The organism is Kaistella carnis (genome assembly GCF_003860585.1).
Taxonomy (GTDB): Bacteria; Bacteroidota; Bacteroidia; order Flavobacteriales; family Weeksellaceae; genus Kaistella; species Kaistella carnis.
The window spans coordinates 2,553,146-2,577,474 of sequence record NZ_CP034159.1 but is presented as its reverse complement, the minus strand read 5'-3'; the positions used below and the strand labels follow the sequence as shown (position 1 = coordinate 2,577,474).

25 protein-coding genes are annotated in these 24,329 nt (G+C 36.5%); all 25 read right to left on the bottom strand.

The annotated features are described in order from the left end of the window. Positions 1-52: 52 nt before the first annotated feature. Positions 53-307, bottom strand: a complete 255-nt coding sequence (locus EIB73_RS12005) for a heavy-metal-associated domain-containing protein (RefSeq protein WP_125025501.1) — start codon at positions 305-307, stop codon at positions 53-55. A 208-nt stretch (positions 308-515) separates the two neighbouring features. Then, positions 516-653, bottom strand: coding sequence for a hypothetical protein (locus EIB73_RS15075; protein WP_164467891.1), 138 nt, complete (start codon positions 651-653; stop codon positions 516-518). Positions 654-803: 150 nt separating this feature from the next. Next, positions 804-1,364, bottom strand: a complete 561-nt coding sequence (locus tag EIB73_RS12000; protein ID WP_125025500.1) for a DUF3347 domain-containing protein — start codon at positions 1,362-1,364, stop codon at positions 804-806. A gap of 18 nt (positions 1,365-1,382) precedes the next feature. Then, complete coding sequence (locus tag EIB73_RS11995; protein WP_125025499.1) at positions 1,383-1,835, bottom strand: heme-binding domain-containing protein; 453 nt, start codon at positions 1,833-1,835, stop codon at positions 1,383-1,385. 1 nt (position 1,836) lies between these two features. Further along, positions 1,837-2,409 carry a DUF3347 domain-containing protein gene (locus EIB73_RS11990; RefSeq protein ID WP_125025498.1) on the bottom strand — a complete coding sequence of 191 codons (573 nt, stop codon included), beginning with the start codon at positions 2,407-2,409 and terminating at the stop codon, positions 1,837-1,839. A 299-nt stretch (positions 2,410-2,708) separates the two neighbouring features. Further along, complete coding sequence (locus EIB73_RS11985; RefSeq protein WP_125025497.1) at positions 2,709-3,179, bottom strand: DUF3347 domain-containing protein; 471 nt, start codon at positions 3,177-3,179, stop codon at positions 2,709-2,711. 93 nt (positions 3,180-3,272) lie between these two features. Then, entirely contained in the window at positions 3,273-3,650 is a 378-nt protein-coding gene (locus EIB73_RS11980) for an HYC_CC_PP family protein (protein WP_125025496.1), read from the bottom strand. A 304-nt stretch (positions 3,651-3,954) separates the two neighbouring features. Beyond that, positions 3,955-6,036 (bottom strand): copper-translocating P-type ATPase, encoded by a 2,082-nt coding sequence (locus EIB73_RS11975; protein WP_125025495.1) that lies wholly within the window; start codon positions 6,034-6,036, stop codon positions 3,955-3,957. Between the two features lie 18 nt (positions 6,037-6,054). Next, complete coding sequence (locus EIB73_RS11970) at positions 6,055-6,348, bottom strand: phosphoribosylpyrophosphate synthetase (RefSeq protein WP_125025494.1); 294 nt, start codon at positions 6,346-6,348, stop codon at positions 6,055-6,057. A gap of 204 nt (positions 6,349-6,552) precedes the next feature. Further along, positions 6,553-7,614 carry a class I fructose-bisphosphate aldolase gene (locus EIB73_RS11965; protein ID WP_125025493.1) on the bottom strand — a complete coding sequence of 354 codons (1,062 nt, stop codon included), beginning with the start codon at positions 7,612-7,614 and terminating at the stop codon, positions 6,553-6,555. 9 nt (positions 7,615-7,623) lie between these two features. Next, positions 7,624-8,637, bottom strand: coding sequence for a type II glyceraldehyde-3-phosphate dehydrogenase (locus EIB73_RS11960; RefSeq protein WP_125025492.1), 1,014 nt, complete (start codon positions 8,635-8,637; stop codon positions 7,624-7,626). A 132-nt stretch (positions 8,638-8,769) separates the two neighbouring features. Further along, positions 8,770-9,027 carry a heavy-metal-associated domain-containing protein gene (locus EIB73_RS11955; RefSeq protein ID WP_125025491.1) on the bottom strand — a complete coding sequence of 86 codons (258 nt, stop codon included), beginning with the start codon at positions 9,025-9,027 and terminating at the stop codon, positions 8,770-8,772. 541 nt (positions 9,028-9,568) lie between these two features. After that, the gene (locus EIB73_RS11950; RefSeq protein ID WP_125025490.1) at positions 9,569-10,126 is read right to left on the bottom strand and encodes a helix-turn-helix domain-containing protein; all 558 of its coding nucleotides are present in this window, start codon (positions 10,124-10,126) and stop codon (positions 9,569-9,571) included. A gap of 85 nt (positions 10,127-10,211) precedes the next feature. Further along, a complete protein-coding gene (locus tag EIB73_RS11945; RefSeq protein ID WP_125025489.1) occupies positions 10,212-11,408 on the bottom strand; it encodes an efflux RND transporter periplasmic adaptor subunit in 1,197 nt (398 codons plus the stop codon). Between the two features lie 13 nt (positions 11,409-11,421). Next, positions 11,422-12,660 carry an efflux RND transporter periplasmic adaptor subunit gene (locus tag EIB73_RS11940; protein WP_228411236.1) on the bottom strand — a complete coding sequence of 413 codons (1,239 nt, stop codon included), beginning with the start codon at positions 12,658-12,660 and terminating at the stop codon, positions 11,422-11,424. Then, positions 12,657-13,904: a TolC family protein gene (locus EIB73_RS11935; protein WP_125025488.1), complete on the bottom strand. Its 1,248-nt coding sequence runs from the start codon at positions 13,902-13,904 to the stop codon at positions 12,657-12,659. Before EIB73_RS11935 ends, EIB73_RS11940 begins: the two co-directional genes overlap by 4 nt. A gap of 18 nt (positions 13,905-13,922) precedes the next feature. Continuing rightward, positions 13,923-15,881, bottom strand: coding sequence for an efflux RND transporter permease subunit (locus EIB73_RS11930; RefSeq protein WP_125025487.1), 1,959 nt, complete (start codon positions 15,879-15,881; stop codon positions 13,923-13,925). A gap of 2 nt (positions 15,882-15,883) precedes the next feature. Further along, a complete protein-coding gene (locus EIB73_RS11925; RefSeq protein WP_125025486.1) occupies positions 15,884-17,167 on the bottom strand; it encodes an efflux RND transporter permease subunit in 1,284 nt (427 codons plus the stop codon). A 14-nt stretch (positions 17,168-17,181) separates the two neighbouring features. Beyond that, on the bottom strand, positions 17,182-17,799 hold the full coding sequence (locus tag EIB73_RS11920) for a DUF3347 domain-containing protein (RefSeq protein ID WP_228411235.1): 618 nt from the start codon (positions 17,797-17,799) through the stop codon (positions 17,182-17,184). 19 nt (positions 17,800-17,818) lie between these two features. Next, positions 17,819-18,220 (bottom strand): hypothetical protein, encoded by a 402-nt coding sequence (locus EIB73_RS11915; RefSeq protein WP_125025484.1) that lies wholly within the window; start codon positions 18,218-18,220, stop codon positions 17,819-17,821. 201 nt (positions 18,221-18,421) lie between these two features. Then, the gene (locus EIB73_RS11910; RefSeq protein ID WP_125025483.1) at positions 18,422-18,832 is read right to left on the bottom strand and encodes a hypothetical protein; all 411 of its coding nucleotides are present in this window, start codon (positions 18,830-18,832) and stop codon (positions 18,422-18,424) included. A gap of 918 nt (positions 18,833-19,750) precedes the next feature. Further along, positions 19,751-21,460, bottom strand: a complete 1,710-nt coding sequence (locus EIB73_RS11905) for an ATP-binding protein (RefSeq protein ID WP_125025482.1) — start codon at positions 21,458-21,460, stop codon at positions 19,751-19,753. A 44-nt stretch (positions 21,461-21,504) separates the two neighbouring features. Continuing rightward, on the bottom strand, positions 21,505-22,617 hold the full coding sequence (locus EIB73_RS11900; RefSeq protein WP_125025481.1) for a sensor protein KdpD: 1,113 nt from the start codon (positions 22,615-22,617) through the stop codon (positions 21,505-21,507). Positions 22,618-22,651: 34 nt separating this feature from the next. Continuing rightward, the gene (locus EIB73_RS11895) at positions 22,652-23,734 is read right to left on the bottom strand and encodes a porin (protein WP_125025480.1); all 1,083 of its coding nucleotides are present in this window, start codon (positions 23,732-23,734) and stop codon (positions 22,652-22,654) included. Between the two features lie 24 nt (positions 23,735-23,758). Next, on the bottom strand, positions 23,759-24,328 hold the full coding sequence (gene kdpC, locus EIB73_RS11890) for a potassium-transporting ATPase subunit KdpC (protein WP_125025479.1): 570 nt from the start codon (positions 24,326-24,328) through the stop codon (positions 23,759-23,761). Position 24,329: the final 1 nt, after the last annotated feature.

Here is a 24,329-nt window from a genome sequence, read left to right as displayed (position 1 = left end):
TATTTCGGAAAATTTATATTTTTATCTATAAATCACTTTTGATTTTAATATTTTAACAGCAACAAGAACCACCAGATTTTGGTGACTTTTTATGGAGGTCGTTCTCTGCGATTGAGTAATCGCCGGCACTTGCTAATACTTTTGACAATTCGTTTTCAGTGTAAGTCAATTCACTTGTTATAATGGCGGTAGGTGGATTGAGTGTTACTTCTACAAATTCTACATTCTCAAGGTTTGAAAGTGCATTTTTCACGCTATTTACACAACCTTCACAAGACATTCCTGATATTTCTACTTTTTGTTTCATTTTATATGATTTTTAAAATTGATACTTAAGATTTTACAACCAAATCCTTTTCTGCAACGCTAAAAATTAGTTCAAAAAAAATCTTCAATAATTTTTGTGTCGTTTTCAATCATTCTTCGGCCAATATAACTTTTAGAGATATCTTTCCTATTTTTTATTCCCGTTGATTTCAGTAATTCTTCAAGCCTGTAATCGTATTTTTAGGAATTTACTTTCCAAAAATCTGTAATGCGAGAACACCGATAATAATCGCACCGATGAATACATATAAACCGTAGTTGAACCATTTTTTCAAACCAGTTTTTTTCTGTTCATCTTCATTTCCTGTTTTACAACAATCTTTCATAATAATTTTCTTTGTGCCTAACAAAGAGAAGAGGTTCGTTTAATTAAAATATCACCTCTTCTCTCAATAGGACTTAAATTTTCTTCTGATAAATCTGTCTTGTATTTTTTTACTTTTTTAAAGAGGAACAAATTTCAGAATAATTGAATTTTATTGAATAGTTCTCTGCACTTTACCACATGTAAGCATTTTGCTGCCATAAAATGGATTCTTAACATCGTTACTTTTACTCAACCAAGTGCTTCCTTTTTGACACATTGGGCAAAACTGCTCGTATAATTTTACTTTAGTTCCAGTAATTGCAACCAAATCTGAAATGTCTTTGCTTAATGTTTTAAAGTGCTCACGTTGATGATCGATCGGGCTTTTTGAAATATGTTCGGCGTGCTCTGTAGCATCATCTATAATATCTGCCAACTCTTTTTTATCCGCTGCAGAATATTTTGAAGCATTGAAAGCCTTTAACGAAACGGCGAGTTTAGCGCCTGCAGCACCGGCTTTCTTACTGTCGTCTCCTACCAAAGCATCTTTTAAACTAAAATAATCGCCCAAAATCGCCTCTGCTTTTGCATCGCTTTTCATTGACATCATTTTACCATTGCTCATTTTCATATCCATTTTACTGTGATCCATTTTACTTTTCTGTTGCGCGTTTGCAAAAGAAATAGCAAATAACATTACTGCTGCAATACTTACTTTTAAATTTTTCATTTTATTTTTACTTAATTTTTATAAACTGTCTCTTTTTTGTGTCATCCATTCTATCATTTCCTGCTTTTCAGCCTCTGTGAATTTTGCATTTCTGTGAATAATGGTGTAAGAATTCAAAGGCATTTCATCATCTTTGATCTGATTAACTATTGCTTTCAGTTTGCTTTTTTTCCTCCTTACCGATAAAGAGTCCCACTCACTGAAATTCAGTTCTTTTTTTCCATCAATAACATGGTTTTCCAAAAACTTTGCAACCGGCTGAATCTTGCTGTACCATGGATAATTGGTATTATTACTGTGACAATCAAAGCAGGAGGTCTGCAACTTATTCTTGATATTTGCCGGAACCTTATTGACCACCAAAAAGTCCCCTTTTGAAGTGGTCTGGCTTTCATTAATTTGTTTTGGAAGAAATTGTATTCCAACAAATGCGATTAATAAAACCACTGCTATGATCTTGAAAATTTTCATTCTAGTTTAATTCCTTTTCCATTTTTCCACAATCAATCATTTTATCACCATAGTAAGGACTTCTCACTTCTTTGCTTGAACTTAACCAGTTACTTCCTCCATCATACATTGGGCAGGACATTTGGTAAACTTTGGCATCTGCACCTGTGATTGCGATCATATCTATAACGTCTTTTGATAGTGCTTTGAAATGTTCCCGCTGGTGATCAATTTCACTCATCGAAATGTGTTCTGCATGTTCTTTTGCATCAACAATTATATCTTGCAATGTTTTTTGCTGCTGCTCTGTATAAGTGCTCATATCAAAGTTATTCAATGCGGTCTCCATCGCACTTCCTGCTTTTGCAGCATCTTCTTTATTAGTTGCTACCAATGCCTCTTTGATCGTCATATAATCTGCTAAAACTTCTTTCGCACTTTCGGATTGGGTACCATTTGTTTTTGCTGTGCTGGACTTCATCATGGTATTGTCCATCGTGGTTTCTTTAGAAGATTTATTTTCATTGCAGGAAAAAGCGGTAAAACTTAATATAAATACCGTAGCAACTGTTGCTGTAATTTTTAAATTTGTCATTTTTTAATATTTAATGTATTAATTTCATCTGTAAAATTAATACATGAACACTTTTTTTCATATAATAATTTGGTTGAAGATTGATACAATTCGGTTGGGAGTTAATAATTTTAAGATACTTAAATTGAAGCAGTGATGTTTTGATTTGGTGAATTTAAAATCAGAAATTTGCTTAAAAATAAAAATGGTATTCCTTTATTAAAGTAGAACTAGTTCATTAAGGATCTAATAATTCTACTTTAAATTAAGAATTGAATAAAGAATTTTTTACTAATGTTGCAAAAAAGACCTTATGTGAACTATTTTAATTCTGATTTCATGCTTCCACAAGTAAGCATAGCGCTGCCGTAAAAAGGATTTTTAACTTCTTTTTGCGCGCTCAACCACGACGCGTCCTGCATTGGGCAATAGAGAATAAAAACAGAAGAATCTGCTAACTTGAAGTTTTTCGCAACTGTAATCATATTTGCAGATAATTTTGCAAAAGATTCCCGTTGTGTTTCTATACTTCTGCTTTCAGCAATGGTAGAAGCATCTTTTCGTAGAACGTCCAGATTTCCTTCCGACAAAACTTTGTAATCTACCATCGAAGCAGATTTTATAAATTCGTTCGCTGCTTTTGAGGCGGCGTCTGAATTGTCTGTTACCAAAGCATCTTTGATGACGATATAGTTTTCGTAAAGTTTAGATATTGAGGCATCAGACTGTTGCGCTGATAAATTTAATATTGAAAATATTGAGAATAATGCTGTGAAAATTAATTTTTTCATTGTAATAATTTTAGATTGTTTTAAATAAAGAAAAGTCCAAAAAACTGGACACGTCTGTTCATCATTATTCAAAAGAAGAATGATGTCTTTATTTTAAATTCTAAAATTACAGTAAGAAATGAACAGTGGTAATTCTGGCTTATCGGGTGGCGCATTTACCAGAACTGAAAACTGATTTCGTTCTAATACAGGTGCTAAGAAATCCGCATAGAATAGTTGTGGAATGATGGCTACAAAAGGTGCATCCGCAATAAATGAAGTATCTGCCTTTTGAGCGACATCCGTTTTTAAAACTTTAATCTGATCTTTGCAGCAGTCTTTCTTTTTGCTTTTACCACATATTCCGCAAGTTCCAGAGGAAGTTGAAAATGAGGTAGAAACTTTATTCATACAATAATGAACATTATAAACCATTCCGGATGAAAATCCGAAATAGAAGACGGTGAACATTATGGCAAGATATTTTTTCATAAGACTGTACAAAGATACAAAATGACAATAAACGCATTTATACAATTTTAAAAATTATTGGTATAATTCCTCTTCGTTTATTTTAAGTAGATGTGCTTCATTATATTTAGACAACAATCGAACTCATACAAGATTGGCATCCCGGTTCCAATCTCAACCGTTTCGATATTGCCATGAGAAATGTGTTCTAGATGTCCTATTAATGCGCGTAGAGAATTACCGTGCGCAGAAATCAAAACGGTTTTGCCTCTTGCCAATTCTAGTGAATGATAGAAACACTTCCAGATTTTTCCTTGTTTTTCATTTATTTCATTCCAATTTTTCTTTTTAACAACTGGGCGTTTACTGCGACTATTATTGTGCTTAAACTCATAAATACAGCTCCTATTGCTGGTCCTAAAACGAAACCGGAAGTATATAAAACTCCTGCAGCCAATGGAATTGCTACTACATTATAACCTGTTGCCCAAAGTAAATTCTGGATCATTTTATTATAAGTTGCTTTTCCAAAAAGAATAAGATTAGCAATATCCTGCGGGTTACTATTAACTAGAATAATATCAGCGGTTTCGGCAGCCACATCTGTTCCCGAACCTACGGCAATTCCTACATTTGCCTGTGCTAATGCTGGTGCATCATTTACACCGTCGCCTGTCATCGCTACAAATTCACCTTTAGCCTGCAGATCTTTCACAATTTTTACCTTTTCTTCTGGTAAAACTTCGGCAAAATAGCCATCTAAACCCAATTTTTCACTAACGGCTTTTGCTGTTTGTTCGTTATCGCCAGTTGCCATTAAAACTTTGATATTATTTTTTTTGAAGATTTTAATAGCGTCCGCAGATTCAGGTCGTATTTCGTCGGCAAGAGCAATATAGCCCGCAAGTTTTCCATCAACTAAAACAAATACAACAGTTTCTGCGGCATCGCTGAAAGCATCTTCAGGAATATTTATTTTTTCATCTTTTAAGAAACCGGGACTTACTATTTTTATATCTTTACCTTCAACATTTGCCTCAACACCTTTACCTGTAATCGCTTTAAAATTTTGTAAAGTTGGAATTGTAATATTGTCTTCTTTCACTTTTTTTAATATTCCGATTGCAATCGGATGTTCTGAACTTTGTTCTAACGCACTAGACAATCGCAAAATCTCCTCCGTTGAAAAAGACTTATCTACAGATTCTATACGTGTAACGCCAAAATCTCCTTTTGTTAAAGTTCCTGTTTTGTCAAACAGCAAAACTGAAATCTTACGGGATTCTTCAAAAGCAGTCCTGTTTCTGATTAATAAACCATTTTGTGCAGAAACTGCCGTTGAAATGGCGACTACCAGAGGAATTGCTAATCCTAACGCGTGTGGACAAGCAATAACCATTACTGTTACCATTCTTTCTAAAGCAAATACAAAAGGAAATCCTAAAAGGAGCCAAACCGTCAGTGTTCCGAAACCAATAAGTAATGCAATATATGTTAACCATTTCGCAGCCTTATCTGAAAGGTTTTGCATTTTAGATTTGGTCTTTTGGGCCTCTTCAACCATCGTAATAACCTTGTTGAGATAACTGTCTTTTCCGGTATGCTCTACTTTTACCTTTAAAGAACCATTGCCGTTTACTGAACCGCCGATAACTTTATCCTGTTTGTCTTTTTTAACAGGTTTAGATTCCCCGGTCAGCATAGACTCGTTCAAGTAACTGCTTCCTTCTATGATAATACCATCCGCCGGAACTTTTTCACCAGGTTTTACCAACATCACATCATCTTTTAATAAATCTTCAAGTTTAATATCTTCTACATTATTATCTGTAACCCGATGCGCTTCCGCAGGCATCATACTTACCAAGAGTTGCAGCGCTTTGGAAGCACCTAAAACACTTTTCATTTCGATCCAGTGACCAATGAGCATTACTGCAATCAGCGTTGCAAGTTCCCAAAAGAAATCTACGCCTTTCAGGCCGAAGACTGTTGCAGAACTGTAAAAATAGGCGACACTTATTGCCATTGATATCAATGTCATCATGCCGGGAGATCCACTCTTTATCTCAGACCAAAATCCTTTCAAAAATGGCCAACCACCATAAAAATAGACGATTGTCCCTAAACCAAATAAGACATAAGAATTTCCAGGCAGTAAAAATTCATATCCAAAAAATGTCTGGATCATCGGTGAAAAAACCAAGATTGGAATAGTAAGAACCAAAGTAACCCAAAACCGCTTTTTAAAATCGGCTATCATCATCTGATGATGATCATGACCTTCTTTTCCCATAGGAATACTGTCATGATCCATTTTTGAGTGGTCTTTTTTGGACATGTCCATCTTTGAGTGATCCATCTTGGAATGATCGGTCTTTTTTTTCTCGTGTTCGTCGTGATTATCCATAGTTATATTGTTTAAATGTTATCGTAATTTTCTTCTCATTTCTTCAGAAATATTTTCGGCATAAACGCCGTAAGCGTCCACCAACAAGCCTTTCATTCCATTTTTAGATGATATTGCATATAAAACACTGTTGTCATCGGTGCTGCTCATTCCTTCAAACCTGTAAGATTGATCTACGTCAAAATCTTCGGGATGAATTTCAATCTTTAGTGCAGCGCAATGCAGAGATTCCGTTTTTAGATTAAAATCGTAGGTGTATCCTTTTGTCTTTAAATCATTGATTGCCTCTGATAGGGTATCGTAATATCTCATTGTTTTTTATTTAGAAATTATTGTAAAAAAGTCGGACTTATTTTTTCATTAAAAATTTTACTATTTAATACATTTTAATTTCATTTTTAAAATTCTTTTCCTCTTCAAACCCGTTTAAAAGTAATCTTTGTTCAAATCCGTCACTACAATTTTTGCTCCTTCACCTGCCAATAGAATTGCACTGCTGGCAACGATACAAAGTTTTTATGCAACCGTGATGCTTTCCTGTAAATAGACACTTTGTATTGTGTTTAGCAGTTCAATACCTTCTTTAAGCGGTTTTTGAAATGTTTTTCTTCCCATTATCAATCCACTGCCACCCGCTCTTTTGTTTACTACGGCTGTTATCACCGCTTCCTGAAGGTCAGAATCTCCATTTGAACTTCCGCCGGAATTAATTAGTCCTATTTTACCCATATAGCAATTTGCTACCTGCAATCGGGTTAAATCAATTGGGTGATTTGTGGAAAGCGCCTCATACATAGCATCATCATACTTACCAAACCCTATTTCTTTAAACCCAAAATTATTGGTGGGCAATTTCTGTTTGATGATATCTGCCTGAATTGTTACGCCCAGATGATTGGCTTGTCCGGTAAGATCTGCGGAAGCGTGAAAATCCTCCTCATCTTTTTTAAATGAATCATTGCGCAAATAGCACCATAAGATGGTAGCCATTCCTAAATTGTGTGCTTCTTCAAATGCATCGGCTATTTCTTTAATTTGACGATCGCTTTCGGGAGATCCAAAATAGATTGTTGCCCCGACAGCAACTGCGCCCATATCCCACGCAGATTGAACTTTTCCGTATAATGTCTGATCGTATTTATTCGGATAAGTAAGCATTTCGTTATGGTTAATTTTAACAATGAAAGGGATTTTATGAGCGTATTTTCGGGCATGCAATCCCAGAACACCAAACGTAGATGCCACTCCGTTACAGCCACCTTCAATGGCTAACTTGATAATATTTTCAGGGTCAAAATAATCCTGATTTTTGTAGAATGAGAATACTGCGCTGTGCTCCACGCCTTGATCCACCGGAAGAATACTCAAATATCCGGTTCCGCCCAAATTTCCATGATTGTACAGTTGAGCCAAACTTCGCAAAACCTGCGGGTTTCTGTTACTGTCAGCAAAAACATTGTATAGACTGTCTTTGCTCGGAATTTGCAATCTTTCTTTTTTAATTTTTTCACAGACGTGGTCTAAATAAAAAGATGCTTTATCTCCTAAAACTGCAAATATATTGTTGGGTGATTTCATTTTTTAGAATTAATTTATTCCGAGACTTTTATTCGTTTTAGCAATGGATTTTGCGGCATCCGTTTCAATTCCTGTAAGTGCTCTGATCGCATCGATGGTTTCAGGGATTACAATTGCCTGGTTATCTACTACATAAGCATAGAATAATTCGTCACCCACTACTTTCAGCATATCTTCCCAAAGCGCCACCTCATACATGTCTCCCCACGGTCTGCCCATGTCCAGATACATTTCTTTTATTGTATTGTTTGAAACTAAACCCTGATCATACTGGATGAATTTTATTCTGGTAGATTTTTTGAAAGCATTAAGAACTTCTTCTTTGGTGGTTGGCTTTTTTAATTTCACATTCCAATAATGAAGATGGCTTAAAGTTTCCGGAACCTTTACCGCAGATGTAATGACATCTAAATCTGGATCTACACTTTGTGCATCGGGTCCTTGATGGCTTGGAATATCTCGTTCGGGAACCATCGTATTCATGATACCACCCAAATGACTTTCCCAGGGATCAGTTGCTCTACGAAGCAAAGTTCCTCTGGCGTAATCTAACAATCCGGCTTTTTTTAGCGCAGTTAAAGTTCTTAAAATGGAAGTGGTGTTACAGGAAACTACTCTTGTTGCATCCAAATTTAAAGCAGAATTATAATTATTTTCAGCGCTGAAAGAATGGCCAGTGGTTTCATGCTTTTCTCCTCCCTGAACAATAAATTTGATTCCTTTCTCCTTATAAATTTTAACGTTCTGTGCAGCGATATTCTTTGGGGTGCAATCTACAATCAGATCTACTTTATCCAAAAGATCCATCATATTTCCCACCACAGAAATGCCCGCATCTTTCATTGTTTTTTCTGCATCCGGTGTTGCTGCGTAAATATTATAATTTTTCCTGACGGCATTTTGAATGCGCCAATCACTGATTACATCGCAAACCCCGACGAGATTCATGTCGTCCTGCGCATTAATCGCATCGGCTACTCTTTTACCGATGACTCCGTATCCTATTAGTCCTATATTCTTCATTTTGTTGTATTTGAAATTTAACTTTACACTATCTAGTTCTGATAATCAAGCATATTTAGTAAACAGGGAGAAGTAATTCGACTTAGTTTAACCTGTCTACTTTATACTCTTTTACAATCTTTGCAAACTTTCCTAGCCACAACAAGAACCTCCAGATTTTTTTGGTGCAGTATCACCCTCGGAATCTCCTGCAAGACTGTAACCTCCTGCTTTTGACAGAACATCTTTAAGCCGTTGGTTATTGATAGTGTGATCCGTCACTATATTGGCTTGTGGTGGCGATAGAGTTACATTTACTGCTTCTACGCCTTCTATTGTTTTCAGCGCTTTTTCTACACTTTTTACACAACCTCCGCAGGTCATGCCGTTAATTTCTACTAATTGATTCATAATGATATATTTAAATTGTTAAAAAATTATTTTTAGTGATCGCCAATTTTTTCATAATATTTGCTTGGATTTTTTTAATAATTCTTCATTTTCAAATTTGAACTCAATAACACTTGAATTAAAAGTACAGTGATGTAAACTGCAATTTTATTACAGTATAGAATTTCCTCTAAAGTTGGTGTCACGATTAAAAGACCGCTGATAGAATTGTGGAGAACAATAATTTATTCTATCAACTATGAAGAGAACTTTCGAATTCAAATTATAACATCATCTCTTCTCTAATGTATATTTCTTCGTAAAAGTTTACTGACGAATGTCGGAGCCTAGATGCTCATTGTAACTTGGGTTTTATTACGTCCAAGATTTACTTTTGTTTACAACAAAATCGATTTCGAAAAAAATATCATATTAAGATCTTTTACATTGCTTTGAAGGGAAACCCCTGAAATTAAAATGTTTATGTCTTTGAATAATTATTTCTTACTATACAAATATAGGACATCAAATTACCATCCCTTGGTAGAATTCGGTTTATTACTTACACAATATCATCTATAGATTTTCTGTCCCATTTTCGTTGATTTTTAAATTCCGTCATAGACATACCTGTTTCATGTTTAAACTGTTTCGCTAAATGTCCACTGTTGTTATAATCTAAACTATAGGCAATTTCTGAAAAATTCAATTCTCCTAACTGGATCATTTCCTTTACTTTTTCCATCTGTAAATTAATCCTGTATTTTTCGATGGAAATACCTTCCTTTGAACTAAATAATTTACTCAGGACAGGATAAGATTTACTAAAAGTCGAACTTAAATAAGTAGAAAGGTTAGAATGGTCTTGATTCTCAACTTTATTTATAATTGCTGTTTTTATCTTTTCTATCAAGACATCCGTTTCCTCGATCAAGAGTTCAAAACCAAGTTCTTGGAGAATCTTTTCCAGTTTAGTAAACTCAACTGGAGTATCCTGATCCAATACAACTTGTCCTAATTCTAAAGATTCAACATGGTAGCCTAAAGCATTTAGTTCTCGCATCACCGCCGAATTACAGCGGTCGCACACCATATTTTTTATATATAAAGTTGTTTTCATATTGGTGTTTTAATGGTTTTTAATTTTACTATTTTTTATAATCTGCATCCACGTTGATAATGAATGTATTAAGTTGATGAAAACTTTACATTTCATGACCCGCCATTGGATCTGCTCCTTTCTTGAAAATATATTCGCTATTGAGCAGATAAGTTCCTGATACTACAACTTCATCATCTGCTTTAACACCCGACAAAATCTCAATACGGTCATCGGTTTCTAAGCCTGTTTTTACCATTCTATTTACAAAGGTATTTTTTGCAGTTTTTACCCAAACCGTCGCCATTTTTCCATCCCGGATCACAGCATCAGTTGGTAAGGTCAATGTTGTACGCGACTCGTTTTCTACCAGAACGTAAACAGGCATGCCAGGTTTAAGCAATTTGTCTTTGTTTGGAATGGAAACCCGAACCAGATTGATCCTGCTGGCGGAATTAATTTCGGGATTGGTAAAATCGATTTTACCATCAATTTTCAAATTGTTTAGATCAGGAATAGAAACTGTCACTTTTGTATCCCGATGGATCAGTGCCATTTGGGAAGAATAGACCTGCGCTTCTGCCCAAAGTGTTGAAAGATCAGCAAGCGTTAATATCGTTCCACCTTCTGAGAGATAGGCACCTTCTGATATATTTAAATCAGTTATATATCCTGATCCAGTACTAAAAACAGTTGTGGTCAACGATGCTTTTCTGGTTCTTTCCAACTGGCTGATCTGGCCTTTAGTCATTCCCCACAACGAAAGTTTATTGCGGGAACTTTGGAGCAACTGATCAAAATCGATGGACGTATTTCCTTTAAATAGATGTTGCCGCTCTAAAGCCAAAAGATATTCCTGTTTTGAATTATTCAGTTCTTCACTATAAATTTCTATTAGAGGTGAACCTTGAGGAACGTATTCTCCGATATTTTTGTAATATAATTTTTCAACTCTGCCCATTACGCGGGAACTAACGGAATGCATTTTATACTGATCAAAATTAAGGGTTCCAGTGAGCGTCAGTTTATCGGAAAGGTCATCATTTGAGAGACTGATCGTTTTTATATTGCCCAATTTTATCTGTTCATCATTGAGCACAAGAGCGTTCGGGTCTGCATTTTTTTTCTTTTCTACAGGCACCAGATCCATGTGACATATTGGACATTTCCCTGGTTTATCAGCCACAATTTGTGGATGCATGGAGCAGGTATAGTATATATCGTGGTTTGCGTGCGGATCTTCTTCTTTTTTACAGGAAAAAAGAAAAACCAAAAGCGCCATTATTAAAATATTGTATTTCATTTTTATCCTTTTTTTATTTAGTTACTTTAATAAAACTTTCGCTGTCCATTAGGTATCGGGCATTTTCTGCCACTTCATCGCCGGGTTCTAGCCCGCTTACAATTTCAATTTTATCTTTAACGATAGCGCCGGTCCCGACTTTATGTGCCGTAAAACCGCCAGGTGCTTTTTTAAAGACAATTTTATCCATACCTAAAGAAACAATGGCTGTTTTCGGCAGCCAGTCGGCTACTTTGGAATGGCTTGCAATTTCTGCGTTGACCTGAGTACCAATCGGTATTTTTGCGACACTATTGTCAAAATAAACTCGTGCGGTAACCGTTTTGCTTCCGGGTCGAAAAAAAGGTTCAATAAAATCAACGGTACCTTTAAACCGACTTGAAGGATCGTTTTGTGGAATAACTGCAACAGACTGACCTTTGCTTACCAAAGCAATGTCTTCGGCGAAAATATTGAGGAGCGCCCAACTTCGACTGGGATTATATATTGTAAAAATATTTTCGCCTTTTTGCAAGTACATTCCTTCTTTAAGTGGCAGTTCTGCAGTAACTGAATTGGCCTGCATGACATCATCCGCTTGCGATGAGTTTGCCATACCTCCTGCAGATTGAATATATCCACTGTAATTACTAAAGACAGGAACACTCAGATCTGGTTTTCCTTTCCTGCTGATACTTTGGATCTGTGACGCCGGCATTCCTAAAAGAAGCAATTTTTGTCGCGAGGCATTAATCATCATCGAGTTTGAACGGTCATTTTTCAAAAGAAATAAATGATTTTGCTGTGCCGTGAGCAACTCTGGACTGTAAATGTCCAAAATACGTTGACCTTTGGAAACTTTCTGGAATTTATACCTTACATACAGTTTCTCAATTCTACCTGCGATTCGGGAAGAGATTGTTCCGATCTGACGCGTGTCGTAATCTATAACACCCAAAGCCTCCACGGTAGTTGGAATATTTTCCTTGGATAGACGAATGACAGGCAACTGAGAAACAACATAGTTGTTGGTAGGTTTTAAAAGATCGTCCAGTTTTATACCATCTTCTTTTTTTGCAGGCGCATCTTTCAGCACCAGATCCATTCCGCATTTCGGGCATTTCTCAGGTTTATCTGAGATAATCTCTGGATGCATTGGACAGGTATAAGTATGTAGCTCATCCGCTTGCGAATGAGTGTCTTCCCAAAATTTTATTTTTTCACATGCTGATAAAGTAAACAGCATGAGCGTGAATAGTATTAGTTTTTTCATCTTCTTTCAAGTAATCGGTCTAATTCGGTTTGAGCTTGGAGCGCTTTTGTCAGAATATCAAAATATTCTAACTGCGTCATATTGAGTTTTTCCCATGCATCATAAAGTGTAAAAAGGTCTTCCGTATTTTGCTCGTAACCCAACTGCATTAATTTGTAATTATTTTTTAAGGCCGGTATAATGGTATTTTCATACAATTGAATCTGTTTTTTATTCAGCTCTAATTCGTTACGCATGCCGTACGACCGACCACTATATTCATTCACCATCACTGCTTTTTTAGCAAGCAATGCTTCTTCTTTGATCTGTAAACTTTCGATATTTGCATCGGTCATTTTTCTAGCCCACGGAACCAGCGGAATTTTCGCCATCACCATAAGGGTATATTGCATCGGCTGACCTCCAAATGCAAACATGTTTTCGAATTTTACGCCGAATTCAGGTCGCAAATTTTGTTTTTCCAGATTCTGTTTCAATTTTGCGATGTCAATTTCTTTATCGATACCACGGAGATCGCTTCTGTTTTGATAAAATAGTTCTGGATCGAAAAGTTCTAATCCATAATCGTTTAAAGTAAAATCAGGCTGTACTTCCAGTTCTTCCATTGCATCTCTCCCCATCAAAGCATTCAAGCGAATTCTTTTAACCTTGATATCATTATCATACATGAGTTGCATATTATCTGCTGAACCTAGTGCTGCCTTGGCTTTGTAGTAGGCGGAAATTTTACCGAGGCCGTTTTTATACCGAATTTCTGCATTGCGAATCATGAAGTCGAGCATGTTCTTATTATCCTTAACTACTTTTATTTTCTTGTCCAGGACAATCCAGTCGTAGTAAAGTTTTTTTGCATCCTGAAAATTTTCATTCAAAGTGGCTGTCAATTTTTCTCTTTCGACAGATGACATCGCACGCATTAGATTTTCATTGGCATCCAATTTCTTTTTATTTGGAATCATCTGTTCGACCGAAACCGCAAAAGAACCCATTCCGAGCATATCGCCATCTCTGCTCCACCGTTGCGGATTATAAGGAGCCATCAAAAGACCTGCACCTACAGTAGGCGGAATCCAACTTCTGGAACCTTTGGCGGCGGCATCCATTGATCTCACTTCTGCATCGTACATTTTCACCACGGGATTGTTTGCGGCAATACTGTCTAAAATTTCAGACAAAGGCATTTGCTGAGCACTCATTTTGCCAGAAAAAAGGGCAAATAATAGTAGGAGTGTTATTTTTTTCATTTTAATTATGATTAAATTTTAATGGGAAGCATCAAGCACATCTATTTTCCCGAGTTTATTTAATTCCCATTCTTTCTGCATCAAAAAGATGATTGGTGTGACCAAAAGAATATGAATGGCCGACGTGAAAACACCGCCTACCATTGGCAAAACGATAGGTTTCATCATATCACTACCAACACCATGACTCCAAAGAATTGGGACTAATCCAAATAAGGTCACACAAACGGTCATTATTTTCGGCCGTAACCTTTTAGCAGCACCGAAAATCACGTATTCACGCAATTCTTCGTTGGTAATGGTTTCCCGAGAATTTCCGTTTTTAGCCACTAATTGTACCATGGCATCGTTGAGATAAATGACCATAACAATTCCGGTTTCTACTGCGAGTCCGAAAAGTGCGATAAACCCGACCGCGACTGCGACGGAAAGATTAACGCCCCAAATCGATATCATAAAAACACCTCCAATTAAAGCAAAAGGAATACTGATGAGATTGAAAAAGGCTTCGCGATAAGAGTTAAAGGCAAAATACATGGAGAGGAAAATGACCACTAAAACGAGCGGCATGATCATCTTTAATGTTTGCTCACCGCGGATGAGATTCTCGTATTGACCGCTCCATTCCACATAATATCCTTTTGGCATTTTTGCCATTTTGGTATCTATCCTTTTCTTGGCTTCTTCCACCGTACTTCCTAAATCCCGGTCTCGGACATTGAATAAAACGGCACCACGCAACATTGCATTTTCTGAATTGATCATCGGAGGACCTTCGGAGAGTTGAATATCTGCGACATTACTTAAAGGAATCGACCCAAATTTCATGGTTTGTAGGGGCAATCTGCGGATCGATTCTATATTATTTCGAAAATCCTGACCATAGCGTGCATTGACGGAGAAACGTTGTCTTCCTTCAATGGTTGTGGTTAGTTTCATGCCTCCCAAAGCACTTTCTACGACGGTGTTTACGTCATCAATACTTAAACCGTATCTGCCAATTTCATCTTTGTTTATTTCTATATCTAAGTATTTACCACCTGTGATCGGTTCGACGAACATGTCTTTGATACCATCAATACCGACCAGTTCAGTTTTAATTTGTTGTGACAAGGCATAAATACTGTCTAAATTTTCTCCGTATACTTTAACACCAACATCAGTTCTAATTCCGGTGGAAAGCATATTGATCCGATTGACAATAGGCATCGTCCAGCCATTTGTAACGCCGGGGATCTGAAGTTTTGCATTCAATTCATCGATCAAACTTTCTTTGGTCGTTCCGTCTCTCCATTCATCTTGAGGTTTTAATAAAATAATGGTTTCAATCATGGAAATCGGAGAATTGTCAGTAGCCGTATTCGCTCTGCCCGCTTTACCTAAAACATGATCTACCTCTGGAACACTTTTTATAATTTTATCCTGAACCTGCAACAATCTTTTTGCTTCTGAATTCGAAATATCAGGAAGCGTTACCGGCATAAAAAGGATGGAACCTTCATCCAAAGGCGGCATAAACTCCCGGCCGAGATTGAGCATCATCGGTATACTTATAACAAGTGCAAGAATATTAATGCCCAGCGTTGTTTTTCTCCACTTGATGCACCATCTAATCAAAGGTTCGTAAAATCTTTCAAGACCTCTATTAATGGGGTTTGTATTGTCATCTTTAAACTTTCCTTTCATAAAAAAAGAAATGAGCACCGGTGCTAAAGTAAGGACCAAAAACGCATCAACAATCAGTATGAAAGTCTTGGTATAAGCCAAGGGATGAAACAATTTTCCTTCTTGCCCGGTCAACATAAATACGGGGAGAAATGAAACCACAATAATCACGGTAGAAAAAAAGACGCCTCTTGAGACCTGCTTGCAGGATTTTTCAATGATACTCATCCGAATATCTTCGGGTATTTTTTTATAACTATCCGGCTTTTTACTTTTCTTCCGGAATATATTTTTAAACCAATCGGTCTTCATAATTAGGAGTTTTTGTTTTGATTATGATTCTGCCAATCCGACAGATTTTTATACGCATTTTCCGACATGATAATTCCATTATCTACGATCACTCCAATTGCTAAGGCAATTCCTGTAAGTGACATGATGTTGGAGGAAAGTCCGAAAGCATTCAGCAAAATAAAGGCAATGGCAATCGTGATCGGTATCTGAATAATAATACTCAAGGCACTGCGCCAGTGAAAAAGAAAAACAATAACAATAATCGCCACCACAATCATTTCTTCAACCAGTTTGGTTTTGATATTATCAATTGCTGCTTCTATCAGCGTACTTCGATCGTAAGATGTTTTTAAGGTAACGCCTTCCGGAAGACCTTTTTCCACCTCTTTCATTTTCTCCTTAACATCATTGATGACTTTATCTGCGTTTTCACCGTAGCGCGCAACGATAATTCCGCCCACTACTTCTCCTTTGCCATCAACATCAAAAATACCCGTCCGCAAATCGCCACCCATTTGCACAGACGCAACATCTTTCACCCGAACTGGAATGCCTTGATTATTGCCCACAGAAATGCTTTCGATATCTTCAATATTCTTAATATAACCAAGACCACGAATGATATAGGCCATATCTGCCATCTCGAATTTCCGGCCACCGACATCGTTATTATTGGTTTTCACTGCGTTCATTACATCCATTAAAGAAATATTGTAATACTGCAATTTTACCGGATCGATCACCAATTGATATTGTTTTTCGAAACCACCAAAAGAGGCGACTTCAGAAACGCCAGGAACAGTTTGGAGGGCAAATTTTATATACCAATCCTGTAAGGCGCGCTGATCTCCGAGATCCATGTCCGGTGCATCTAAATGATACCAGTAAACATGACCGACACCGGTACCATCAGGTCCGAGCGTTGGGGTTACATCTTGCGGAAGTAGTCGCTGTGCGTAATTGAGCCGTTCCATCACTCTGGTCCTTGCCCAATAAATATCGACATCATCCTCGAAAATGACATACACGAAACTCATCCCAAACATGGAAGACGCCCGAATATTTTTAATTTTCGGAATTCCCTGCAGATTGCTCACGAGCGGAAAAGTCACCTGATCTTCAATGATCTGCGGGCTTCTTCCCATCCATTCCGTGAAAACGATCACCTGATTTTCACTTAAATCAGGGATCGCATCAATTGGATTATTTCGGACGGCAAAAATCCCCCAGATAAATAGACCTGCGGCAATGAGCAGTACAAAGTATCGGTTTTTAAGAGATAATCTTATTAAATTTTGAATCATGGTAGTGTATCAGTTTACTTAATTTCCTCCTGCACTTCCCCACAGGTAAGCATTTCTTTGCCGTAGTAAGGATTTTTAACCTCTTTAGAAGAACTTAACCAGAAAGCACCTTTGCTTTCATTGTACATCGGGCAAAAGACTTTGTAGACCGGTTTTGACGCGCCGAAATCTTTAACCAAATCATAGAAGTCTGCACTTAATAAATCCAGATGCTCTCTTTGATGTTCGATATTTCCGGCATTTTCCGCGATGTGTTCTGCATGTTCTTTAAGCTCAGCGGCGATATCTGCGTACTCTTTTTTCTGCTCCGCCGCAAAATTGCTTTGGTCAATTTTAGCGAGTGATTGCACCATATTTTTGGCGGCAGAAGCGGCTTTCCCACCATCATCATCTGCCAAAGCTGCAGTGAGTTGCATATAATTTAAAGTAAGATCATCAAGATTAGCGCTGGATTTTGTGGCATCAACAACGGTCATGTTTGCATTCATGGACATATCCTCCATTGTTTCGCCCTCTTTCATGCCATTCATATCGTGTTGCATGGTAGTGTTAGAAGTTTTCTCTTTATTTTCTGTGCAGGCACTTAGTGTTAATGCGCCAATGGTCAAAAGACCTATTACTGCTATTTTCATTGTTTTGATTTTTAAGTTGTTAATTATTAAAATAAGTTTCATAGTTGGATTTATTTTCGAAATACAATACATTATCATTTTCGTCTGCCTTTGCAATAATCGCAGTTGCTTTATCTACAGGTTTCTTAGATACCGGGTCCACAGCAATACGTGCGCTTTCCAGGGTCGGGATCTTCTCCTGACAATCTGCGCAACAGCCGTAATAAATTTTGCCGTCATATTTTACTTCTAATTGTTTTTTACCCATATAGGCATTATTTACCATGCATACTTCATCGTTTGAAAGAAGGTCGCCAACTTTCGGCTGACCATTAACGACAGCAGCATTTACAACTTCATTGTTTTTATTGGTTTCAGGGCTATTACAGGAAGATAGGAACAAGGCCAATACGGCCATCATTCCAAATGTCAAATTTTTCATGAAATTTAGATTTAAGTTTGAGATTGAATTAGAAAATGCGTGAGGCATGGACTAGCTCTACGATTTAATCGTGTGCTATTTTGAATAGAACCATACTAGTATTTTCGCTGAATTAAAATGTTGAGTACAGCAAGTACAACGATACAACAAAGCACAAAAGCACTTTAGGACATCGCATAACTAGGGCTGTAAGAAGCGTATTTAACCTATTTTTGGCGGTTGCCAAATGGTGTTAAATCCATTAGAATAAAACGGATTAAGATAATAGAATTGTGATCTTTTGGAAGTAAGATCAAACTTGTTTTGAGAATTTTCGAGCTTATTACTATCAGCGAGTGGATACTGAAAGGAACTGCAAGTATTTCCACTACAGTTTGCAGAACAGTCACCAGTTGAACATTGATGGGATTTAGGATGACAACATTCATCTTCACAGTCTCCGCTGGAACATTCCGGCTTTGCTTCCGCAAATGACTGCCTGAATTCTAATGCAACGAAAGACTTTTCTGATTTTTCCGCTTGATTATTTACGGCGCAACCGAATACAAAATTAGGTACCAGAAATAAAACCAGTATAAAACAGAAAAATAGTATTTTAGAATTAATATGCATTTTTATATAATCCGTTACAAATATAGGTATTTTTTAACTTATATACAGCCTATTACTTGATGGCTTTTCTATGATCAAAATCAGATTCTACTACAAATTATCCTGATAAATTTCTGTTTATAAAATAGAATCTACTATTTATTTTGTTGCTAATTATAACCTACAATCATTAATATTTATGCTGCACCTAGTCTCTACTTCAAAAATCTGGGACTAAATTGGGGATTACTTACTGGTTTTAATTATGGTTTAAATATAGAATATATGTCTTCTTTTTTATAACTAAATGTTAAATAAACCACAGGTCCAATGATCACTATAAAGAACACGATATTAAAGGATAACATTAGAATTACTTTATCGGCAAATATTTTAGTCCCCGTTTTCAAAATCGGGGACTAAATTAGGTTTCGTTCAGAGTGTTTTATAGATATGTAGTGTTGTTTCAATTTTTGTAAAGCATTAAATATCAGCAAAATAGTTGTGTATAATGGTGTAGTGTTGTTTAACTTTAATCCCTGTGGGTCTACTTTTGCTAATAACACACTGATAATCAGTGTGTTATTACTTTTTAGATTGTAAACGAACCCAAAATCTGTTTTAATCCATAATTGAATAAAATCTAATTTCCGATACTAGATTTTGCGGATGTTGTTTTAACAATTTTTAGCGAAAATAGACGAGCAAATACAACAGTCGTTTTAGGTCTGAAATCAAACGTGTAATAAAGTATTTCCAAAATTTGTTCCAATAATTTCCGACATAGGAAGAAGATCCTTCATTTGTAATGCAGTATCTAGTTGGCAAAAAATGAAAGGGTCACAGCGATTAATCTGCTTCAAAGTTTTATATAAATATTGCGGATACTTACGAATTTTTTAGTAAAAAAGTAAATTAGAGACTTAATTCTTTATTTATTTATAACCTGAAATAAAAAGTACTTCCTTCATTTCTTCTGCTTGTCACCCCTATTTCGCCGCCCTGTTTTTCGATGAAGTTTTTGCTGATAGCGAGGCCAAGTCCACTGCCGTTTTGCTGGTCTTCCGGCACCTGGAAATAGCGGTCGAAGATTTGAGAATGGTAGCGGCTTTCAATACCACGACCAAAATCTTTTACGGAAAACTGTGTTTTGTCGCCAATCTTCTCGGTAGAGATTATTATTTTTTTATCTGCTGGTGAATGTTTGATTGCATTGGTAATAAAGTTATTAAGTACCCAAACTGTTTTATCGGCATCAGCGTTGATGGTCGCACAGGCATCTGTTTGCAGATCTGTAATTATTTCAATTTGCCTATTTTCTGCTATAACTAAATTATTGGTGATGGATTTTTTGACCAAATCTGAAACATTGCAGTCGGTTAATTTAAAACGGATATTTCCACTTTCTGCCTGGGAAAGGTTGAGCAATTCACCAGTGATGTTGAGCAACCTTTCGCCGTCTTCTTCAATGCTTTTAAGCAATTCTTTTTGTTGCTCATTCAGGACTCCGAATTTTTCATTTCGTAGCAATTGAGTTCCCATTTTTAAGGAAGAAATCGGTGTTTTTAATTCGTGGGAAACGGTAGCGATAAAATTAGTTTTTGCAAAATCCAGTTCTTTGTAGGCAGTAATATTTCGAAGTAAAATTACTTTTCCGGCTTCTCTTTTTTCAGTTTCTCCCGTAGGAATAATATTAATTTTAATGATTTCCTGCTCAAAATAACTTTCCTTATTATCCGCAAATATTTTCATCGGCTCCTCACTTACCTTTCCATTAAGAGCATTTCGCAAGAGTTCGCGCAAAAGATCATTATTAACGGCAACTTCAGAGGCTAACTTTCCCACAGTATCCGAGCGAAGTAAGCCGGAAATTTTGAGCGCTTCTTCATTAATGAAATTAATGACATTATTTTCATCCAGACCGATTACCGGATCGTGCATATTGGCAATCAACATTTCCACCCTTTTTTTATCCATTAATTGTTTAGACAAACTGCTGCTTTGGTATTCTTCCAGCTTTTCTGCCATCGTATTAAAGGAATTTGCGAGATCTTCAAACTCCCGGCTACCTTCAAAATGAACCCGCTCGTGGTAATTTTTATTGGCAATCTGTTTGATACTTTCCGTCAATTCACGGATTGGTCGCGCAATATTTCCCGGCAAATTAAAAAGAAGAATAAATGCAATCAAAAAACAAACAGTTCCCAAAGAAATAACCCAGGAAATAGCACTTTCAGACGTGGCAACCGCAGTATCGCTTTTTTGGACAATGGCAATCATATTCAACTGCATAATTTCTAAAAGATCATTCCGAATCAATTTTTCAGCGTTTGAATCTTTCCCGTTTAGAAAAGTCCCAAAATGATTCTGAAGACTAACGAATGCATCGTGTTCCCCAATTTCTGTTATATTTTTACTTTCCTGCACAAGATTGTTTTTAAAAACAATAACCTGTGTGCTGTCGGAAGAAATTTTATCTAGAGCAGAGAGCATATTTTTGGTATAATCCAGTGAATTATAATTGGCGATAAGAATTTTTTCGGTATCAGATTTTTGTTTGTGGATGTAAAAAGCACTCACCAATGAAAGTATCACAATTAATAAAAAAAGCAATCCGACGCCTAGAGTCAGTTTCGTTTTAATTTTCATAGCCATCTTTTGCTCATTTATAACTAAATTAATTTTATTTCCTTTTAAGATAAAATAATAATATCCACTTTTTCTTCCATCATCCTGTTTACAAAGCTGTAGAACCAGTTGAGACCAAATAACTGCTGGAAATAATTAAGCCGTGGCTTCCCTATACAAACCGTGGTAATCTGATTTTCAATAACAAATTTGCGAATAGTTTCCGGAATATTTGACCCTTTTTCTTTAATGACATTAGCACCCATTTCCTGTGCAAAATTGAGGTTATTAATTAAAAATCTCTGTTTATCTAACGCAATTTTATCCGCGCCTTCTTTCGGGATCTGCACATATAAAACAAACCAGCGGGAATTGTAATAGCTCGCCAGTCTGGCTGTTTTACGGATTACCGATTTTGCTGTTTTCTCATTACTGGAAATGCACGCCAAAAATTTTTCTGAACGGATATTGATGGATTTTGTGACTTCAGTTTCCACCTTTTTTTCTACGTGCGTTGCGACTTCCTTTAAAGCCAGTTCCCGCAACTGAAGAATATGATCACTTTTAAAAAAATTTTTCAGCGCGGTTTCTACTTTTTCTTTTTTGTAAATTTTACCTTCTTTTAAACGATCAATCAATTCATCGGCTGTCAAATCAATGTTCACAACCTCATCGGCAATCGCAAGGATTTTATCCGGTACGCGTTCGGAAACTTCAATACCGATAATATTTTGTACGTTTTCATTCAGACTTTCAATATGCTGAATATTTACTGCGCTTATCACATTAATACCGGCTTCCAGCAATTCCAAAACATCCTGCCAGCGTTTTTTATTTTTGCTGCCTTCTGCATTGCTGTGTGCCAGTTCATCAACAATAATAATATCCGGATGATCATTGATAATGGCCTGCAGATCCATTTCCTCAATGTGTTTTCCTTTATAAAATATTGATTTCCTGGGAATTGTGGGAATACCTTTCACTAAAGCGAGGGTTTCGGCGCGGTCGTGCGGTTCTATATATCCTATTTTAATATCCACCCCGTGTTTCAACAATGAATGCGCTTCCTGCAACATCCGGTAGGTTTTTCCCACACCAGCGCTCATCCCAATGTAAATTTTAAATTTACCCCGTTTGGAACGCTCTATTAGCTCAAGAAAATGTTCGGCAGAAGACATAAAATTTAATAGATAAATTTAAACTAAAGTTAATTTAAAACCAGGCGGACAAACTTGTTGTGAGGAAAAAATCATTTTTATTTGCTAAATTATCCTTTACAAAAACACCATCTTTTGCAGAAAATCCCCGCGCTTCTGTCCGCCATAAAATATTTTCGTGGATCTTATGATCAATGTTCAATGAGTATCCAAAAGTTTGAAACGCTTTCGGCAACTGACTAGAAATAATGACACCGTTTTTATCACTGTAATATTCTACCCGACCGCCTATTTTAGTGCGGTCTGTGATGGCATATTGTAGCAATAAATTGGGTGAATACCAGGAATTGTAGCGTTTGCTACCCTTTTCCGTCTGCTCCGCACCCACATCAAAACCTAAAATTCCGCTTATTTTTTTCCCCAATGTAAAATTAGCATATAAATCGTGAAAATACCGCATCCTTTTTTCATCGGTCGGTTTGTCATTTCCAACAAATGAGCTGCTATTCAAACTAAATTGATCTGAAAATTTATAGGAAATCTGATGTCCAAATGCCAAAGTCTGGTTGCCTTCTGGGCGTGCAATTCTTTGCCAACCATTTAAAACCAATCCGCTTAAGAATAATTTACCATTATCTGAAGTGTAGGAAATTTTGGCGCTCGTTTCAAAATAAGGAGAATTTTCCGCAGCTAAACTTCGGGTTAATGTTAAATTATCTTTCCCAATGGCACTTTCCCAACCAATATGCGACGGCATAATTCCGGCGTCGATCCAAATGTTTTTGGTTTTTGAAATCTTAAAACCAATATTGGCTTCATTAATTAGTTTCAGCGCATCCTGTTCTGCCGAAAGATTGTCTTGCGGATAAGTGCCTACCATCAATGCCAGATTTGCGCGCACATTTTCACTGGCGTAATTGGCTTTTACCAAACCTAAATTCAAATTCACTTCATTGTGGCGGTTGTAGGTATATAAAAATGGTTGCCGGATATGATTGGCAGGTTCGTTAAAATCATAGGTGTAAAAAACTTCAGCGTAACCTGAAAAGGTCACTTTAGAATTTTCATTAATGTTCAATTCCTGTGCTGAAAGCAAGCAACCAAATGGTACAAGTGCTAAAAGAAGTATTTTTTTCATTATTTCAATTAATAATATTTAGTATTAATTTTTTGCTGAATTATAGGCATCCAGAGCGGCATTCAGTTTTAAAACATTCACTTTTTGAGGCGCAAAAACAATAAAATTTTCATCAGCCACATTTTTTTGGATAATGTCTTCCACTACAGCAGCACTCATTTTTCGGGCTTTTGCAATTCTATCAATTTGAAATTCAGCTGCCTGAATCGATAAATGCGGATCCAGACCACTACCACTTGCTGTGATTAAATCTACTGGTATTTCTACTTCCTGCATTTGCGGATTTTGAAGTAAAAGCGTGTCAATTCTTTGCTGAACTTCCATCAGATATTCCGGGTTGTTTGGGCCTTTATTACTTGCACCACTTGCCGCCGCATTATAATTTACCGCAGATGGACGGCCGTGGAAATATTCGGGCAATTTAAATTGCTGACCGATATTCACATATTGTTTTTTACCATTAATGTTTATTTGTTCACCAATTCCTTTGTCTGGCGTTATTTTACCAATTCCAAAAATTACAAGGGTATAAATTCCAACCAAAATAATCATTAATAAGGTCAAGACCAAAGCGGGTTTTATAAATTTTTTCATT

Coding starts and splice junctions, on each gene's coding strand:
- EIB73_RS12005 (WP_125025501.1), bottom strand. CDS start 307: ATGAAACAAAAAGTAGAAATATCAGGAATGTCTTGTGAAGGTTGTGTA.
- EIB73_RS15075 (WP_164467891.1), bottom strand. CDS start 653: ATGAAAGATTGTTGTAAAACAGGAAATGAAGATGAACAGAAAAAAACT.
- EIB73_RS12000 (WP_125025500.1), bottom strand. CDS start 1,364: ATGAAAAATTTAAAAGTAAGTATTGCAGCAGTAATGTTATTTGCTATT.
- EIB73_RS11995 (WP_125025499.1), bottom strand. CDS start 1,835: ATGAAAATTTTCAAGATCATAGCAGTGGTTTTATTAATCGCATTTGTT.
- EIB73_RS11990 (WP_125025498.1), bottom strand. CDS start 2,409: ATGACAAATTTAAAAATTACAGCAACAGTTGCTACGGTATTTATATTA.
- EIB73_RS11985 (WP_125025497.1), bottom strand. CDS start 3,179: ATGAAAAAATTAATTTTCACAGCATTATTCTCAATATTTTCAATATTA.
- EIB73_RS11980 (WP_125025496.1), bottom strand. CDS start 3,650: ATGAAAAAATATCTTGCCATAATGTTCACCGTCTTCTATTTCGGATTT.
- EIB73_RS11975 (WP_125025495.1), bottom strand. CDS start 6,036: ATGGATAATCACGACGAACACGAGAAAAAAAAGACCGATCATTCCAAG.
- EIB73_RS11970 (WP_125025494.1), bottom strand. CDS start 6,348: ATGAGATATTACGATACCCTATCAGAGGCAATCAATGATTTAAAGACA.
- EIB73_RS11965 (WP_125025493.1), bottom strand. CDS start 7,614: ATGAAATCACCCAACAATATATTTGCAGTTTTAGGAGATAAAGCATCT.
- EIB73_RS11960 (WP_125025492.1), bottom strand. CDS start 8,637: ATGAAGAATATAGGACTAATAGGATACGGAGTCATCGGTAAAAGAGTA.
- EIB73_RS11955 (WP_125025491.1), bottom strand. CDS start 9,027: ATGAATCAATTAGTAGAAATTAACGGCATGACCTGCGGAGGTTGTGTA.
- EIB73_RS11950 (WP_125025490.1), bottom strand. CDS start 10,126: ATGAAAACAACTTTATATATAAAAAATATGGTGTGCGACCGCTGTAAT.
- EIB73_RS11945 (WP_125025489.1), bottom strand. CDS start 11,408: ATGAAATACAATATTTTAATAATGGCGCTTTTGGTTTTTCTTTTTTCC.
- EIB73_RS11940 (WP_228411236.1), bottom strand. CDS start 12,660: ATGAAAAAACTAATACTATTCACGCTCATGCTGTTTACTTTATCAGCA.
- EIB73_RS11935 (WP_125025488.1), bottom strand. CDS start 13,904: ATGAAAAAAATAACACTCCTACTATTATTTGCCCTTTTTTCTGGCAAA.
- EIB73_RS11930 (WP_125025487.1), bottom strand. CDS start 15,881: ATGAAGACCGATTGGTTTAAAAATATATTCCGGAAGAAAAGTAAAAAG.
- EIB73_RS11925 (WP_125025486.1), bottom strand. CDS start 17,167: ATGATTCAAAATTTAATAAGATTATCTCTTAAAAACCGATACTTTGTA.
- EIB73_RS11920 (WP_228411235.1), bottom strand. CDS start 17,799: ATGAAAATAGCAGTAATAGGTCTTTTGACCATTGGCGCATTAACACTA.
- EIB73_RS11915 (WP_125025484.1), bottom strand. CDS start 18,220: ATGAAAAATTTGACATTTGGAATGATGGCCGTATTGGCCTTGTTCCTA.
- EIB73_RS11910 (WP_125025483.1), bottom strand. CDS start 18,832: ATGCATATTAATTCTAAAATACTATTTTTCTGTTTTATACTGGTTTTA.
- EIB73_RS11905 (WP_125025482.1), bottom strand. CDS start 21,460: ATGAAAATTAAAACGAAACTGACTCTAGGCGTCGGATTGCTTTTTTTA.
- EIB73_RS11900 (WP_125025481.1), bottom strand. CDS start 22,617: ATGTCTTCTGCCGAACATTTTCTTGAGCTAATAGAGCGTTCCAAACGG.
- EIB73_RS11895 (WP_125025480.1), bottom strand. CDS start 23,734: ATGAAAAAAATACTTCTTTTAGCACTTGTACCATTTGGTTGCTTGCTT.
- kdpC (WP_125025479.1), bottom strand. CDS start 24,328: ATGAAAAAATTTATAAAACCCGCTTTGGTCTTGACCTTATTAATGATT.